The sequence below is a fragment of the Rhodococcus sp. SJ-2 genome (genome assembly GCF_053750035.1).
This window is the reverse complement of record NZ_CM132340.1, coordinates 1845894-1861806: the sequence shown is the minus strand read 5'-3', so window position 1 is coordinate 1861806 and position 15913 is coordinate 1845894. Positions and strand designations below refer to the sequence as shown.

15 protein-coding genes are annotated in these 15913 nt (G+C 64.0%); 7 read left to right on the top strand and 8 right to left on the bottom strand.

From position 1 onward, the window contains the following. Positions 1-17: 17 nt before the first annotated feature. The 5 genes from ACSYG9_RS08585 to ACSYG9_RS08565 are packed head-to-tail and all read right to left on the bottom strand — an operon-like array spanning position 18 to position 4981. Positions 18-164 carry a DUF1059 domain-containing protein gene (locus tag ACSYG9_RS08585; RefSeq protein WP_440126765.1) on the bottom strand — a complete coding sequence of 49 codons (147 nt, stop codon included), beginning with the start codon at positions 162-164 and terminating at the stop codon, positions 18-20. A 30-nt stretch (positions 165-194) separates the two neighbouring features. After that, the gene (locus ACSYG9_RS08580; protein ID WP_454842084.1) at positions 195-1769 is read right to left on the bottom strand and encodes a class I adenylate-forming enzyme family protein; all 1575 of its coding nucleotides are present in this window, start codon (positions 1767-1769) and stop codon (positions 195-197) included. Then, positions 1762-3294, bottom strand: a complete 1533-nt coding sequence (locus ACSYG9_RS08575; protein ID WP_454842083.1) for a class I adenylate-forming enzyme family protein — start codon at positions 3292-3294, stop codon at positions 1762-1764. Before ACSYG9_RS08575 ends, ACSYG9_RS08580 begins: the two co-directional genes overlap by 8 nt. After that, complete coding sequence (locus ACSYG9_RS08570; RefSeq protein ID WP_440126762.1) at positions 3294-4127, bottom strand: enoyl-CoA hydratase-related protein; 834 nt, start codon at positions 4125-4127, stop codon at positions 3294-3296. The genes ACSYG9_RS08575 and ACSYG9_RS08570 overlap by 1 nt, the downstream gene beginning before the upstream one ends. Before the next feature lie 32 nt (positions 4128-4159). Beyond that, positions 4160-4981, bottom strand: a complete 822-nt coding sequence (locus tag ACSYG9_RS08565) for an enoyl-CoA hydratase-related protein (protein ID WP_440126761.1) — start codon at positions 4979-4981, stop codon at positions 4160-4162. A 118-nt stretch (positions 4982-5099) separates the two neighbouring features. Here ACSYG9_RS08565 and ACSYG9_RS08560 point away from each other — a divergent pair, with 118 nt between their 5' ends. The 3 genes from ACSYG9_RS08560 (at position 5100) to ACSYG9_RS08550 (ending at position 7986) form a co-directional block, all read left to right on the top strand. Continuing rightward, complete coding sequence (locus ACSYG9_RS08560) at positions 5100-5783, top strand: hypothetical protein (protein ID WP_440126760.1); 684 nt, start codon at positions 5100-5102, stop codon at positions 5781-5783. A gap of 72 nt (positions 5784-5855) precedes the next feature. Continuing rightward, positions 5856-6755: an enoyl-CoA hydratase-related protein gene (locus ACSYG9_RS08555; RefSeq protein ID WP_440126759.1), complete on the top strand. Its 900-nt coding sequence runs from the start codon at positions 5856-5858 to the stop codon at positions 6753-6755. Positions 6756-6774: 19 nt separating this feature from the next. Continuing rightward, positions 6775-7986: a cytochrome P450 gene (locus tag ACSYG9_RS08550; protein ID WP_454842082.1), complete on the top strand. Its 1212-nt coding sequence runs from the start codon at positions 6775-6777 to the stop codon at positions 7984-7986. 92 nt (positions 7987-8078) lie between these two features. Here ACSYG9_RS08550 and ACSYG9_RS08545 read toward each other — a convergent pair whose 3' ends face one another. Together ACSYG9_RS08545 and ACSYG9_RS08540 are read right to left on the bottom strand one after the other, a co-directional pair. After that, on the bottom strand, positions 8079-9221 hold the full coding sequence (locus ACSYG9_RS08545; RefSeq protein WP_454842081.1) for a thiolase family protein: 1143 nt from the start codon (positions 9219-9221) through the stop codon (positions 8079-8081). Next, positions 9218-9655 carry an OB-fold domain-containing protein gene (locus ACSYG9_RS08540; RefSeq protein ID WP_440126756.1) on the bottom strand — a complete coding sequence of 146 codons (438 nt, stop codon included), beginning with the start codon at positions 9653-9655 and terminating at the stop codon, positions 9218-9220. The genes ACSYG9_RS08545 and ACSYG9_RS08540 overlap by 4 nt, the downstream gene beginning before the upstream one ends. A 139-nt stretch (positions 9656-9794) precedes the next feature. On the opposite strand from ACSYG9_RS08540, the gene ACSYG9_RS08535 reads away from it, so the two are divergent. The 3 genes from ACSYG9_RS08535 to ACSYG9_RS08525 are packed head-to-tail and all read left to right on the top strand — an operon-like array spanning position 9795 to position 12944. Then, on the top strand, positions 9795-10634 hold the full coding sequence (locus ACSYG9_RS08535) for an amidohydrolase family protein (RefSeq protein ID WP_440126755.1): 840 nt from the start codon (positions 9795-9797) through the stop codon (positions 10632-10634). Positions 10635-10677: 43 nt separating this feature from the next. Continuing rightward, complete coding sequence (locus tag ACSYG9_RS08530) at positions 10678-11745, top strand: acyl-CoA dehydrogenase family protein (RefSeq protein WP_454842080.1); 1068 nt, start codon at positions 10678-10680, stop codon at positions 11743-11745. Positions 11746-11756: 11 nt separating this feature from the next. Further along, the gene (locus ACSYG9_RS08525; protein WP_440126753.1) at positions 11757-12944 is read left to right on the top strand and encodes an acyl-CoA dehydrogenase family protein; all 1188 of its coding nucleotides are present in this window, start codon (positions 11757-11759) and stop codon (positions 12942-12944) included. A 62-nt stretch (positions 12945-13006) separates the two neighbouring features. Here the strand turns inward: ACSYG9_RS08525 and ACSYG9_RS08520 are convergent, their stop codons facing one another. Further along, on the bottom strand, positions 13007-14227 hold the full coding sequence (locus ACSYG9_RS08520; RefSeq protein WP_440126752.1) for a CoA transferase: 1221 nt from the start codon (positions 14225-14227) through the stop codon (positions 13007-13009). Positions 14228-14325: 98 nt separating this feature from the next. On the opposite strand from ACSYG9_RS08520, the gene ACSYG9_RS08515 reads away from it, so the two are divergent. Next, positions 14326-15897, top strand: coding sequence for an aldehyde dehydrogenase family protein (locus ACSYG9_RS08515; protein ID WP_454842079.1), 1572 nt, complete (start codon positions 14326-14328; stop codon positions 15895-15897). Positions 15898-15913: the final 16 nt, after the last annotated feature.

The window sequence follows — 15913 nt, the reverse complement described above, 5'->3', positions numbered from 1 at the left end:
ATCGGTGGGATTCAGGTTCAGTACGCCATGAACAGAATCTCGTCGCGGCTGTACTCGTGGTCGGGGTGGCGTTCACTGAGGTGCTGCCTCACCTTCTCGACGAGATCGTCCTCGTCGGTACCGCGCACGTACTCGCCGCATGGGCAGGTCAATCGTTTCTTCATGTCGTCCTTCGCTCCGGTCGGGGCTGTGGTTCATGCATTGCTGGTCGTCAGTAGGTGGCGAAGTCGAGTCGCGTCGACCTTTCCTGTGCCTCCGCGCGGAATGGTCTCGTCCGAATCGAGCACGAGCCACACCGTCGGAACTTTGAACGAACTCAACAGTTCTTTTGCTGCCGAGCGTAATTCGGACGGATCGAACGGGCGTGAGCAGATCACCGCGGCAGCCACTCGTGGACCGGTATCGTCGCCGACCCGCGTGACGAAGGCGTTCTCCACTCCGTCGATCCTTTTCAAGGCCGCCTGAACTTCGCTCGGGTACACGGTAGCTCCGCTGACCTTGAACATGTCGTCGATCCGTCCACGGTAGAAGAGGAAACCCGCATCGTCGATGTAACCGAGATCGCCCGTGGGATAGAAGCCGTCGGGTGTGAAGACATCCTCGCGGCTGCGGCCGCAGATGCCGTGCAGGACATGGGGTCCTCGGACCTCGATCCGGCCCTCTCGGCCGGTGAGCGCCTGCTTGCCCGATTCGATGTCTGTGATACGGACTTCCATGCCGTCGAACGGTATGCCGCAACTGCCCCAGGCTCCTCGCGGCATATCGGTGTCCAGGGGGTAGCCGGCGTAGGGGCCGAAGGTCTCGGTCATCCCGAACAGATTCGCGCGGGAGCCGGGTTCGCCACGTTCGCCGACGGGTAACAGCGCGGCGAGACTGCCGGGCCGCAACCACGAAAGGTCGACTCCCACTTCGTCGACCGCGCGCGCCAATGCTTCGGCCTGGTCGGGCCACCCCCGGAACAAGGTCACCCGTTCTCGTTCGAGGAGTTGCAAGGTCGTGGCGGCCACCGGTATCTCCTCGGTGACGAGGGTGGCGCCCGCTAGCAGCGCCGAGAGGATCCCTGCACCGAAACCCCCGACCCAGAAGAACGGCATCGGCAGATAAAGGCGGCTGTCGGAGGTGATGCAGCGAACGGCCAAGCCGGATGCGACGGCACCGAGTGCACTGCCGTGTGAATGCATGACGCCCTTGGGTGCACCGCTGCTTCCCGAGGTGAAGACGATGACCATCGTGTCGGACGGTGCCACGGTGTCCGCCATGGCAGCGGCAACCGCGTGGGAGCGGGCCGCCGGCTGCGCGTCGAGGACGTCCGCGACTCGCCAGATTCTCCGCAGGGACGGCAGTTCGGGATCGAGAACATCGCCCGGTTCGAGTTCGGGCAGTCCGACTTCGGAGGCGAGGTCGTCGCGGTAGCGGCGACCGCGGAACTCGTCGACGGTGACGAGATGGGCGATCGACGCGGTCCGGATCTGTGCGCGGAGTTCGGCTCCCGTGAGCAGAGTGCTCAGCGGGACCAGTACGGCGCCGATCCGAGTGATCGCCACGGCGATCTGCACCCATCCGGCGCTGTTCGGCATGATCAGCCCGACACGGGTGCCTGCACTGACTCCGCCCTCGACGAGTACTGCGGCGATGCGGAGCGTGGAGGTGTCGAGCTCGCGGTAGCCGACCCTGTTCACCGGGTCCACCACCATGTCCTTCGTCGGTGTCTCGGATGCTCGTGCGCGGACCAGCGACGCCATCGTGGCCCCCGGGGGAAGATCAGGCATGCTGCACCCCGTCCTCCGCGTGCGTCTGTGTGAGGAGCAGACTCCGGACCGCTGTGAGGTCCGCTTTGCCGGAGGGCGTACGCGGGATGGTGTCGACGACTGCGATCTCGGTCGGAATCTCGTAGCGAGCGAGCCGCGCGGACAGGTAGTCCACCAGATCGGCCGATGTGACCTCTGCATCGGGGCGGGGCTCGACCATGGCAACAGGAGTTTCTCCCAATCGCGCATCGGGACGACCGACGACAGCGGCGTTCTCCACCGCGGGATGGGTTTCGAGTGCCTTCCGGATGTCGTCCGGCATGATCTTGAATCCGCCTCGGATGATCGCCTGGTCGGCGCGACCGTGGATCCAGAGGAACCCGTCGGCATCGATGCGTGCGAGATCGGTGGTCCGCATCCAGTCCGTTGCCTCACCGCGCTGCGCGGGTTTGACCTCGAGCAGCCCGACGGTGTCGGTATCGACCTCGGTCCCGGACTCGTCTACGACGCGCAGCAGAGAGCCGGATTCGGCGCGCCCCACGCTCCCTCGTTTCGTCGACCAGTATTGCCGGTGGTCGGCGAGACTCCATCCGGCCACACCACCGCCGAACTCCGTCGCGGCATACGACGTCAGTACCGGGATACCGAACTTGTCGGTGAAGGCGTCGGCGTCGTCTGCCGACAGCGGGGCGGTGCCCGAGGTGACCACCCGGAGACTCGAGAGGTCGTCGCGGGTGAGATCGGAGTGCAGCACCATTCGCAGTGCCGTCGGGACGAGGGAGACGGCGCGGGGGCGGTGCCTGCGGACCGCGTCCGCCCATGGTGCGAGTTCGAACCGTGGCAGGAGCACGTACGGTCGTGCCGCGACGATGCACTGCAACGTTCGATAGACCCCGCCGATATGGACGAGTGGCGCGTTGACGATCGCGACACCCGAGCTGAGCTTGTGGGGAGGCGTGTCGCCGGCCGTGGGAGGCCCGAGCACACTGTGGGCAAGCATGTCGTGGGTGAGTTCGACGCGCTTGGGGGGTCCGGTGGTGCCGCTGGTCAGCATGAGGATTGCCGTCCCGGGGCGGTTCTCCGATGCCCGCGGACGTTCGGTTGCGGGCACGACCTCGGGTTCGTGCGAGATCCTGCCGACCGTCACGGTGGTCGTACCCGGTGGTCTGCCGACGAGCGTGCCGAGATCGTCGGCCTCACCGATGACCACGGGTAAGCTCAGCGCCGCGATGTCGGTGCGGGTCCGCTCGTCTCCGCGCGACGGATTGACGACCACGAGGCACCGCCCGGAGAGCAGCACCCCGAGGAGCGTGGCCACATGCGCGGGGCGGTTGCGTAGCAGCACACCGATTCCCGCTCCATCGGCGGGACCGTACCGTCGGCAGATCGTGTTGATGCGGTCGGCGCAGCGGGCGATCTGTGCCCACGTGATCCATTCACCGTCGTACTCGATCGCGCCTGCCTCGGGATCGAGGCCGAGCACCGCCGCGATCCGGCGTGTGAGCCGGTGGTCGGTGACGGTTTCGTCGAGCACGGTTCGGGTCATCAGCGGATCCTCGGTGGGTGTGTGACGCGGGATGCCTGCGTCTCGGGGTCGGGCGTGGCGAGTTCGTTCTTCGCGATCGGATTGCCGAGTCGTGTGTAGATCAGGCCTTGATCCATCGCTGCCCGATACGGCTTGTCGAGGGATTCCCAGATGGCTTTCACTGTTCCCTGGGTTGCAGTCGGAGGCTTGGCGGCGATCCCGGCGGCGATGTCGTGGGCGCGTGTCCACAGTTGTTCGCGTGACGTGATTTCGGTGACGAGCCCGATGCGGAGGGCTGTCTCTGCCCCCACACGTTCGTCGTTGCCCATCAGTGCGATCCGCAGGGTCTCGGCGAGACCCACGCGGCGCATCAATCCGACGGGTTCGAGAGCGGATACCAACCCGGCCGAAACATGAGAGTCGAAGAAGGTGGCGTCGGTGGAGCAGATGACGACATCGGATTCGTTGACGAAGTACAGCGCTCCCGCCGTGCACATTCCCTGGACGGCGCACACCACGGGCTTCCACATCTTCTGCCATTTCGGGCTGAGGAGCTCACCCGGATCCTCATGGTTCCAGACGTTGTCGGGTTGACCGTAGGAGGACTTGATGTCGAGACCTGCGCTGAATGCGCGGTCGCCGGTTGCTCGCAGGACCACCGCGTGCACCCGCTCGTCGAATTTGACGATGCGCCACGCATCCTTCATCTCGTTGCACATCGTGCGATCGAACGAATTCAACCGTTCCGGTCGATTCAGGGTGATCGTGGCGACGTGTCGGTCGGCGTCGATGTCGAGCAGGATCGTGTCGAACTCGGGGATCGACGATTCGTCGAAGGTTGTCGGTAAGGCCATTCCGGGTCTCCGATTCTCCATCAGGTCTGGGGTCAGCGGCCGTGGAACTCGGGTTCGGTCCGTTCCCGGAACGCGCTCAGGCCGGATTTGAAATCATCTGTACGACACGCTAATTCGAGAGCGTACAACTCTTGGTTCATCGCCTCGGCCAATGATGTGGTGTGGCTACGGTTGATTGCCTGTTTGGCGAGTCCGAGCGCCACGGTCGGGCCGGATGCGAGACGCTCCAGTATTGATGCGCCGGCGGCGTCGACGTCGGATGCGGGGGTCGAGCGGTAGATCAGACCCCACTCGCACGCGTCGGGTGCGCCGATTTTCTCTCCGAGCATCAGCATCTGCTTCGCCCGCGCTGTCCCCGCGAGTCGGGGTACGAGCCAGGTGGCGCCGGAGTCGGGGCTGAAACCGCGCGTGATGAACGGTTCCCAGAAGATCGCGTCTTCGTCCGCAACGGTGAAATCGGCGGCGAATGCGAGACTGCAGCCGAGACCCACCGCCCATCCGCGGACTGTGCACACCACGGGAAGGTGGAGATCGTGAACCAGTTCGACGATGCGATGCGCCTGGTGGGGGACGCGGCGAACCAGATTCCCGGCACGGGGCCGCGGTGCGTCCTTGCTGTTCGCCCCGACCCAGTCCGCGCCGCCGCAGAAGTTCTCTCCGGCTCCGGTGATATGCACCGCGCGGAGGGAATCATCGTGCGCGGCGGCGGTGAGGGAGTGGACGAGAGTGTGCACCATTGCCGGGTTCAGTGAGTTGAGCGCCTTGGGCCGGTCGAGAGTCAGCCTGAGGATCGGCCCGTCGTGTTCGACGCGTACCTCACCGACTCGTTCGGATGAACCATCCTCGTCACTCACCGTGGTAACCGCCCCTCGGAATCTATACTGTGATGTATACGGTATGTAGTACCGTTGCCTCCTACACAAGTTAGCAAGGAACCCGGTCAGGCGGAACCGGGTCGGCCGAAAGAAGATTATGACCAGCAATGAGGTGGAGCCGACATCCTTCTCGGGCGAACGCTCCGTTCCGGGGAGGTTCGGCGAAACTCCGCTCAGGCAGACCGAACGTGCCGCGTCCTCACTCCGCCGGCTCAGCGGATTGCTGCTGTCGCTCGAGCACGAACACGATGTGGTCGACGAGATGCTCTCCCGATTCGCCGAGTGGGAGCAGATTCTGGCAGCGGAGGCGCCTTCGGACACCCGGCTCCGGCTCGCCGACGACCGAGACGACGATCGGCGCGTCTACCTCGACCACGCATTCGATGTCGGCTCGTTCAATCCGCACTTCCCCGAGTACGAACTTCGTTCCTACGACGCCGACAGTGCGTCCGGCACCGTGTACTTCCCCGTGGTGTACGAAGGACCGCCCGGGCTTGTGCACGGCGGATTCCTCGCAGTGTTCTTCGATTGTATGATCCAGCACCACAATTGCGCGGTGGGGGTCGCGGGTAAGACACGGCTCCTCAGCATCCGGTATCGGCGTCCCACGCCGTTGCTCACCCCGTTGGATTTCGATGTCGTCCGGCGGACGACCGAGCGCGGGCTGGTGTCCGAAGCGCGCCTCATGCGGAACGGTGAAGTGTTGTGTATCGCCGAGCTCGATTCGGTAGCGGTCCGAATCGACGCGCTGGAGACCACCGAACTCGGCCGGAGGCGATGACCCGGTGTCGAGAATGACGCAGCGCCGAGCTGTACTCCGCTGCACAGATCAACTATTCGGAAGGGCATATCGATGACCGACGCCAAGACCTCCGACGGCAGAGTGCTGTTCGATGTCGATCGGGAGGCACGGATCGCGACCGTGACCCTCAACAATCCGTCTCAGCGGAATTCCTACGATCAGGCGATGCGCGACGAGATCGCGCGCTACCTCGACATCGTCGTCGACGACGACGACATCACCGTGGTACTGCTGCGAGGAGCGGAAGGCGTCTTCAGCACCGGCGCAAACATGAACAACGCCTACGGCTGGTACGGCGAGGGCCGGAACGGAGACTCTCCCGCACCGGAGAAGCGCAGGCCGAGCCAGCGGCGCCGATTGATCGTGGATCGCAAGACCTTCGGCTTCTACCACGAGTTCCTGGGCTTCCCGAAGGTCACCGTGGGCGAGATCAGCGGATTCGCGCTGGGCGGCGGATTCGAGATGGCATTGATGACAGACATCTCCGTCATCGCACGTGACACGCGAATCGGCATGCCCGCGACACGGTTCCTCGGCCCGGCCCTGGGGAGCCTGCACATGTTCTTCCATCGCCTCGGACCCGTCCTGGCACGGCAGCTGCTGCTGACCGGCGACATCGTCACTGCAGGCTCCGTCGAACATCTCGGTGTGTTCACCGAGACCTGCGACCCCGCGCACGTCACGGCCCGCGCACGGTACTGGGCCGACAAGGCCGCCAAGATGCCCGCCGACGGTGTGGTCATCGCGAAGGAGGCGTTCCGCCTGGTGGAGCAGAGCCAGGCGTACCAGGGCGAGGAAGTGGCCAGTTACCTGTTCCATGCCTTCGGCACCAATCTGCAGTTCTCGCCCGGCGAGTTCAACTTCGTCAAGACGCGGGCCCAACACGGAACGAAAGAAGCATTCCGTCTTCGTGACGAGCACTTCCACGTCCCCGAGCCGGACCTGACATGAGTTCCTACAGGAGGATGCAGTGACCCAGACGAAGCTCGTCTTCGACCCGTTCTCTCGGGAGTTCTTCGACGGACCGTACGACATCTACGCCCGGATGCGCGACGAAGCACCTGTCTACTACAGCGAGGAATACGATTTCTATGCGCTGAGCAGGTACGCAGACGTCGCCCCGGCGTACCGCGACTTCGCAACGTACTCCTCGGCACGCGGACTCGACCTCGATACCGTCCGCAAGGGTGAGATCTCGTCGTACAAGACGATCATCGTCCTCGACCCACCCGAACACCGGCACATGCGTCGACTGGTCAGCAAGGTGTTCACACCTCGTGCAATCAACGACCTACGCGACATGGTCGACGCGCAGATCGTCCGATTCCTCGAACAGGTGGATCCCTCCGGATTCGACATGGTCCACGATTTCTCGGCGCACTTCCCGATGGAGATCATCTCGGAGATGCTCGGCGTCCCACCGGAGAACAGGACCCAGCTGCGTCTGTGGACCGACGCGTCGCTGCACCGCGAAGTCGGCCAGATCGAGATGACCCAGGCCGGACTCGACGCCGTCGTCGATGTGATGCGCTTCTACTACGGGCTGGTCAAAGAGCGCCGGGCGCACCCCCAGGACGACATGATCACCAAGCTCACCCAAGCCGAGATCGAGCGCGACGACGATCAGCCTCCGAAGTTGACCACCATGGAGATCGCGATGTTCGCATCGCTGCTCGGTGGTGCCGGAGCGGAGACCGTCGCGAAACTGATCGGCGGCGCGCCCGTGACGTTCGCGCGATTCCCGGATCAGTGGGCCAGGCTCAGAGAGGACCGCTCGCTGATCCCGGATGCCGTCGAAGAACTGCTTCGCTTCGAGTCACCGAATCAGTACAACGTGCGGTACTCCATGCGCGACGTCGAGCTTCACGGAGTCACGATTCCCGCGGGTAAACCTGTCTTCCTGTTGCTGGGGTCGGCGAACCGGGATCCCGCCGCATTCGACGAGCCGGACGTCTTCGACATCGAGCGTGATCGTTCGGGAGCGCAGAGCCTCGCGTTCGGTTCGGGAATCCACAGTTGTCTCGGAGCGGCGCTCGCACGGATGGAAAGCGCTGTGGCGCTGGGCCACATGCTCGAGTTCATGCCCGAGTTCGACGTCGATTTCGACAACTGCACCCGCGTGAGTATGCAGAATGTGGCGGGGTACGACCACGTCCCAGTAAGGGTCCGCCCTCGGCCGTAATGATGCCGGGCAGCGATTGCAACGCCAATAGACAGAAACAACCCTCCCGGAACGTTGTTTCTGTCTATTGGCGTTGTGATGTGTGATCGCGTCTATGTGGACACCACGGTCGCGCCAGCGGTGCCCGGAGCTCCGTAGAGCAGGGCGAATCCTGCGGTCGGCTTGCCCGGTACCTGACGTGGGCCTGCGTCGCCGCGCAACTGGAGAACGAGTTCGTGCAGTTGTCGCAGGCCGGAGGCGCCGATGGGCTCGCCGTTGGCGATCAGCCCGCCATCGGTATTGACCGGAAGGCTTCCTCCGATTTCGGTGGCACCGTCTGCGATCAGCTTCTCCTGATCGCCGTCGGCGCAGAAGCCGGCTTCTGCCATGTGGATCACCTCAGCACCGGCGTCGGTGTCCTGGAGCTGGACGACGCCGACGTCCTGCGGCGCGATCCCGGCGGCTTCGAAGGCAGCGCGAGAAGCAAACACCGACGGCGAGGGGACTTCCTCGACAGGCGCATAGGTGGTGTTGACCTCGTATGCGCCGTAGGTCCGCGTGCGCACTTCCACCGAACGCACATAGATCGGCTTCGAAGTGAAACGGTGCGCGATGTCTGCCCGGCACATGATCACCGCGGCTGCACCCTCGTCCGGTGCGCAGAACATGTAGTGCGTGAGCGGGTAATTGAGCATCGGAGAATCCAGGATCTGCTGCTCCGATATCGGCTTTCTCCGAAACGCGTTCGGGTTGTCCACGCCGTTCCGATAGTTCTTCGCGGCGACTTTCGCCAGGGTACGCACGGAGATGTCGTGGTCGTGCAGGTACCGGTTCGCCTTCATTCCGAAGAACTGTGTGGTGAGGTACTGGCCGTTCTCGCCGTACCAGGAAGGCATCCCGACGAGGGTGGGATCCACCGTGAATGCGCCGCGCGGATGTTTGTCGAGTCCGATCGCGATGCCGATGTCGTACTTGCCGAGCCGGATCGCATCTGCGCAGGACTCCGTTGCGCTGGCTGCGGTGGCACACGCGTTGAACACGTTGGTGAACGGGATTCCCGTCAGTCCCATCAGGCCCACGATCGCGTCGGGATTCGCGACCTCCCAGCTGCCACCGACGGCGAACTGGATGTCCTTCCATTCGAGACCGGCATCGGCGAGCGCAGCGCGGATGGCATCGGTGCCCATCTCCATGGCTGTCTTGTCGAATCGCCCGAAGGGGTGCATCCCGATTCCGATGATTGCTACCTCGTTCATTTCGACACTCCCTTCGGATCGATCGGCCGGAACGCGAAAGTGAGGACTTCGTCGCCGTTCTCGTCGTGTCCGAGCGGAATCATCGTCAGTTCCACTTCCATACCGAACTCGAGGACCGACGGGCTGTTCTGGGTGAGGCGCCCCTCCACTCGAACTACGTCGCCCAACTGCACGAGCCCGACGCCGAACGGTACGAATGTCTCAGGAGTTTCGTCGCCGAGATACGGTGCGCCGGGAAGGAAGCCCTGCGTGGTCCAGGCCACGAGTGTTCCTGTGCGGGGGAGTGCGACGTCGGTCATCTGCTCGCGGCTGCATCGGGGGCAGAGCGGCTGCACGGGGAAAACCGTAGCGCCGCAGTCGTCGCACGTGCTGGCGAGGAGTTGTGGTCGGTCGTCGGGCCAAGTCGATATCTCTGGGGCGATTGCTCTCTGCACGGTCCGTCCTCGGGTTGCTGGGACTGGGAATGGTGGCGTGCGGCCACCTGGTCAGATATTGCGGTATATCATACCGATAGGTATACAGTAGGAGCGGTTATCGCGCGATCGTCCACACTTCCGCACGAACGGAGTTCATATGCCGCGCAATGTCATCGACTGTCTGGTCAACGTCCACTTCGGGGAGACACAGACGCAACCGAAGTGGATGACCTCGGTCCGCGACAATTACTTCAAGGGACCGAAGTCGATGTTCGAAGCCGTCGAGATGTCGCAACTGCTCGACGAGATGGACGAGATGGGCGTCCAGAAGGCCATCTTGATGGACTCCGTGGTCACTCCACGCCTGACTGCCCGGAAGTTCGCCGAGGCCCATCCGGAACGGTTCTCCCTGGCGATGGGGGTGGGCAATCTTCTCCGGCCGATCGGGATGTTGCGCGAACTCGCCGCGGTGGCACAGGTCCTGCCGGTCAGCTACGCCGCGATAGGACCGAGCTTCTGGGGCGACGGTGACTATCCACCCAGCGACGCCGTCTACTACCCGCTGTACACGAAATGCGCCGAAATGGGCCTGCCGCTGTGCGTGAACACCGGGATCCCGGGCCCGCCGCTCCCCGCCGAAGCGCAGAACCCGATACACCTCGACAAGGTGTGCGTGCGCTTCCCGGAACTGAAACTCTGCATGATCCACGGAGCGGACCCGTGGTGGGACGTCGCAATCCGGATGCTGATCAGATTCCCGAACCTGAGGCTCATGACATCGGCGTGGTCGCCGAAGCGGCTGCCGGAGAATCTGCTGCACTTCATGCGGACACGAGGACAGGACAAAGTGATCTTCGCATCCGACTGGCCGGTTCTGTCGCAGCGCAGGATCGTCCCCGAGGCGCTCGAGCTCGATCTGCCCGAGGCTGCGCTCGACAACTTCCTGTTCAACAACGCGGAGGAGTTCTTCTTCGGCGCCCGGCAGCCCCTCATCTGATCTCGGCACGAGCCTGATTCCGACAAGACACAGAGGAGTAGAGATGGATCGGTACGAGCTACGGCGCGAGGACTACAGCCTGAGCGAGGACCAACTGGATCTGCAGAACGCGTACGCGAAGTTCTTCGAGACCCACTGCACTATCGATACGGTGCACGCAGCCGAGGCCGCAGGGCTCGATCGCGCGCTCTGGGAACGGCTCTGCTCGACCGGTGCCACAACGATGGCCCTCCCCGAGGATGCAGGTGGTGACGGAGCGACGCTGGTCGATCTGACGCTGGTCGCCGAGGAAGTAGGCTGGTACTTGGCACCTGTGCCGTGGATCGACCACGTCTGTGCCGCACGCCTGTTGGCACGGCTCGATGTCCAGGACCTCGGTGCGATCGCGTCGGGGCAGCGAATCGTCGGGCTCGATCCGCACCTCGGTGACGTGTCCGGCCGACGGTTGATCCCCGCCGCGTCGGTCGCCGACGATCTCGTCGTCCGCGACGGTGAGGACATCGTGCTCCTGACGTTCGACTCCGCTCCGGAACGGGTCGAGAATCTAGGGAAGCTGCCGATGGCGTGGGTCGACCCTGCCGAGGCGACGCACAGAACTGTTCTTGCGTGTGGGCCCGCTGCCCTCGAAGAATTCGATCGAGCGCTCGCCGAATGGCGCCTGCTGACCGCCTCGGCTCTCGTCGGGTTGGTGGAGCAGTCCATGCGTATCGCGGCAGAGTTCGCGAAGTCGCGCTACACACTGGGAGTTCCCATTTCGTCGCTGCAGGGCATCTCGCACCCTTTGGCGAATATGGCGATCACGGTAGAGGGTGGGCGGGCGCTGGCACGCAAGGCAGCGTGGTTCCTCGACAACGAACCGGAGGTGCGCCCCGAGTTGGCCGGAGCCGCATTCGTTTTCATGGCTGATGAGGCATCGCGCGCAGCAACGATGTCGGTGCATGTTCAAGGCGGTCTCGGAGTGTCCACCGAGGCCGCGGCAAGTTCGTATCTGGTGCGGGCGCGTGGCTGGTCGCTGGCAGGCGGAGATCCGGCCGACACCGCCCGACACGTCGCTCGGATCGTGGCGGAGAAGCGGTCGGCGAGTGCCCATGCGGCTCTGGCTGCGGTGTAGAGGAGGGGACCATGGATTTTTCACGGGTTGAGCTGACCGGCGACGAACAGGCGTTTCTCGATGAGATCCGCACGTTTCTCGACAAACATGTCACCGACGAAGTTCGGCGACGTGATCGCGAAACGGGCGACAACTTCGATGAGGGCGTCCACCTCGCGATGGGCGAAGCCGGCTATCTGGAACGCGAGTACCGCAAGGCGGACGAGGGCGGTTTCTCACGGGTCGAGAGCCGCCTGTGGGCGCTCGAGCGCCGACGTTCCCATGTTCCGTGGGTGACGTGGGGAACCACCATCCTGGTCTCGCATTCCGTCGAGGCGTACGGTTCGCCGGAACTGCGTGACGAGGTGATGCCCGGGGTCTTCAGCGGTCACGTGCGTATGTGCCTCGGCTACACGGAGCCCGAGGGTGGCTCGGATATCGCCACCTGCAAGACCCGGGCGGTGCGCGACGGCGACGACTGGGTGATCAACGGCTCGAAGATGTTCACCACCGGCGCGCACAATTGCCGGTACGTCTTCCTGATCACGAACACCGACCCGAACGCAGAAAAAAAGCACAAGAGCCTGACGATGTTCCTGGTCCCGCTGGACACGCCGGGCATCGAGATCCAGGGCCTGTGGACCGTCGACGGCGATCGCACCAACATCGTCTATTACAACGACGTCCGGATTCCCGACAAGTATCGACTCGGGGAAGTGAACGGCGGCTGGGCCGTTCTGCGTGGCCCGCTCGACGCTGAACACGGGGTGGTCGCGGCGGACGCCGACGGACTCGACGACATCGCGATCCTCCAGCATCAGGGCATGTTCATGGGTACGGCTGTCGACAAGGTGGCGACCATTGTGGACCGCCCCGGGGTCGACGGGCTTCGACGCATCGACGACGAGTCCGTCGCACACCGTCTGGGCAAGGCCGTCGCCCGGATCGAGGTGGCGCTCAGTACATCGAACATGTACGGCCGTGTGGCGATTGCGCAGACGATGCGCGATGTCGCCCCCGAGTTGATGGACATCCTGGGCCCCGCATCCGCGTTGCCGGTGGAGACCGACGGGGCACTCGACGACGGAGCGAGTGAATACCTGTACCGGTGGGCTCCTCTGTGTGGAATATACGGCGGCACCCTCGAGGTGTTCCGCAACATGATCGGCCAGTACATGCTGGGCTTGGGCCGGCCGATATATGCGCCGGTGAAGAGCTGAGTTGTCACGACGAGAACGCCGGCCGGACCACTGTGGTCCGGCCGGCGTTGTGTATCAGGGGTTTACAGAACGGCGCCGGAGACCTTCGCCGCGATGATGTCGTCCCAGCTCATCCCCAGCTCTTCGAGGATTTGGTCGGTGTGTTCCCCGTGCTCGGGTGAGCGCCCCGGTTTCGGGGGCGTCTCGTCGAACTGGATCGGGGCGGAGACCGTCTTGAACAATTCGCCGTCGTCGTCGGCGACGGTCATCAGATAGCCGTTGGCGACGGCCTGCGCGTCGTCGAGTGCTTCCGCCGGTGTCGCGAGCGGTGCCCACACGCCGGGCTCGTCGGCGAGGACCTCCTGCCATTCTGCGAGATCGCGCTCGGCGAAGATCTTGCGCAGAATGGCGGTGGCATCGTCCTTGTTGGCAATGAGGTTGGCCAGCGGCGTGAATCTTTCGTCGTCCGAGAGTTCGGGATGTCCGATCCGCTCGCAGAATCCCTTCCAGTAGCGGTCTGCTTGCAGGAACACGAGTTGGAGCCACCGGTCGTCGCGGGTCTTGTATCGATTCACCACGGGGTTCGGTGCTTCGCCCGGCGCGTAGGCGGGAATGCGGTCGATGCCGTAGTAGTCGGCGGCGCAGATGTCCGGTGCCACGGCCCACATTCCTTGGGCCAGCAGCGATCCGTCGACCGTCCGTGCCACTCCGGTCCGTTCTCGATGGAAGAGAGCGGCAACGATACCGCCGGCCAGGGTGCTACCGCCCTGCAGGTCGCCGAATGCGGGGCCCTGTGCGAATGGGAACTCTTGGCCGTCCGGGGTGAGTGCATAGGCAACACCGGCGCGAGCGGTGTATCCGGAGGCGTCGAATCCGCCTTTGTCGCGGTCGGGGCCGAGGGGGCCCTGGCCGCTTCCACGCGCGATGATCAGCTTCGGGTTGAAGGCGCGGAGCGTGTCCACCGACAGGTCGGCGCGTTCGAGTGCGCCGGGAAGCCAGTTCGTCAGGAGGACATCGGCCTTGGCGATGAGCTTGGCAAAGATCTCGCGACCCTCGGGTGTCTTGATGTCGATCGCGATGCTGCGTTTTCCGTGGTTGCCGATTTCCATCATGAAGTTCGCTTTCACGCGGGACTCCGCGGGGTCGAGGCCACCGACCGTCAGGTAGCGACAGGGATCGCCGCCGCGAGTGTCTTCGACCTTGATGACATCGGCCCCCCAATCCCGGAGAACGACACCGGCACTCGGAACATAAGTCCAGGAAGCAAGTTCCACCACCGTGACACCGTTGAGGAGATCGGACATCGGCGTTCCCTTCTTGCAGAAAGTCGGCTGTACAGCTTCCCAAGACATTACTGTATTGATTACAGTTAGTCATCCGGTTTCGTAGTCGAGGAGAATGTATGAGTGGAGTCGCTGACCGTCGGGGCGAGCTGAGCGACGGGAGGGGTCGTCTCGAGACCGCGACAAGTGTGGAGTGGGGTCGTCGCGTTGCGCAACAAGCAGAAACCCGTCTGCTCATCGACGGAGCGCTGACCGAAGCGACGGGCGGTGCGACATATCGAAATCTCAGTCCGGCCACCGGGCTCGTACTCGGAGATGCTGCCGCGGCGAGCGCACCGGATATGGAACGGGCAATCGGCGCTGCCCGACGCGCATTCGACGAGACCTCGTGGTCGACCGACCGCGGCCTGCGGCGGCGCTGCCTCGAACAGTTGCAGGCCGCACTCGAGTCCGAGAAGGAAGACCTGCGTGCCGAACTCGTCGCGGAGGTGGGATGCCCGGTGATGGCCACCTCCGATGCCCAGCTGGATTGGCCGCTGGCCGACTCACTCCGTTACCCTGCGTCGCTGATCGACTCCTTCGAATGGGAGCGGACCCTCGACGGCGGAGGCCTGTTCGGCCCGCGCAACGTACGCACCGTCGTCAAGGAAGCCGCCGGGGTGGTCGCAGCAATCACGCCCTCTAACTACCCGATCGAAGTGATCCTCAACAAGATCGGGCCTGCCCTGGCTGCGGGCAATACTGTGATCCTGAAGCCCGATCCGAATACGCCGTGGAACGCGGCTCGTCTCGGTCGGCTCGTAGCGGAGAAGACCGATATTCCCCCGGGCGTGTTCAATGTGGTGACCACGCCCGACAACGACGTCGCGGGTCGGCTCGCGGACGATCCCCGGGTCGACCTCATCTCTTTCACCGGATCGACCGCCGTCGGGCGCATTCTGATGCAGCGAGCAGCCGCGACGATGAAGCGGACGTTCCTCGAACTCGGCGGTAAATCCGCTCTCATCGTGACCGACGGTGCCGATCTGTCGAAGGCGATCATGGCGACGATCGGCGCGTGCTCCCACGCGGGGCAGGCCTGCGCAGTCAATACGCGAATCCTCGTGCACAAGTCTTTGTTCGACGATATGGCGGCGGGTGCGGCCGAGGCGTACAAGCAGATTCCGGTCGGCGACCCGGTGAACCCGGGAACGTTCGTGGGGCCACTCATCAGCGCAGCCCAGAAACAGAAGGTGCTCGGCATACTTGATCAGGCACGCGCCGACGGTGCGCGATTCCTCACCGGTGGTGGTGAGGTCGACGGTCTGGCCGAACACCTGCAGGGAGGCCACTTCGTGGCGCCCACCCTCGTCACCGGAGTCGACAACAGCGCCGCCATCGCGCAGGAAGAGGTGTTCGGTCCGGTCGCGATACTGATTCCGTTCGAGAATGACGACGAAGCCGTACGGCTCGCCAACGACAGCCACTTCGGTCTTGCTGGTGCAGTCATGTCGGACACGGCCGAACGAGGGATGGCACTTGCCAGGCGCGTGCGTACCGGAGCTATCGGCGTCAACGGCGGAATGTTCTACGGGGCCGACGCGCCCTTCGGCGGATACAAGAACAGCGGTATCGGGAGGCAGTGCGGGATAGAAGGTTTCGATCAGTATCTCGAAACGAAAACTATCGCAGGCAGGCTTCCTCGCGGGTGATCATACGGCTACGAAA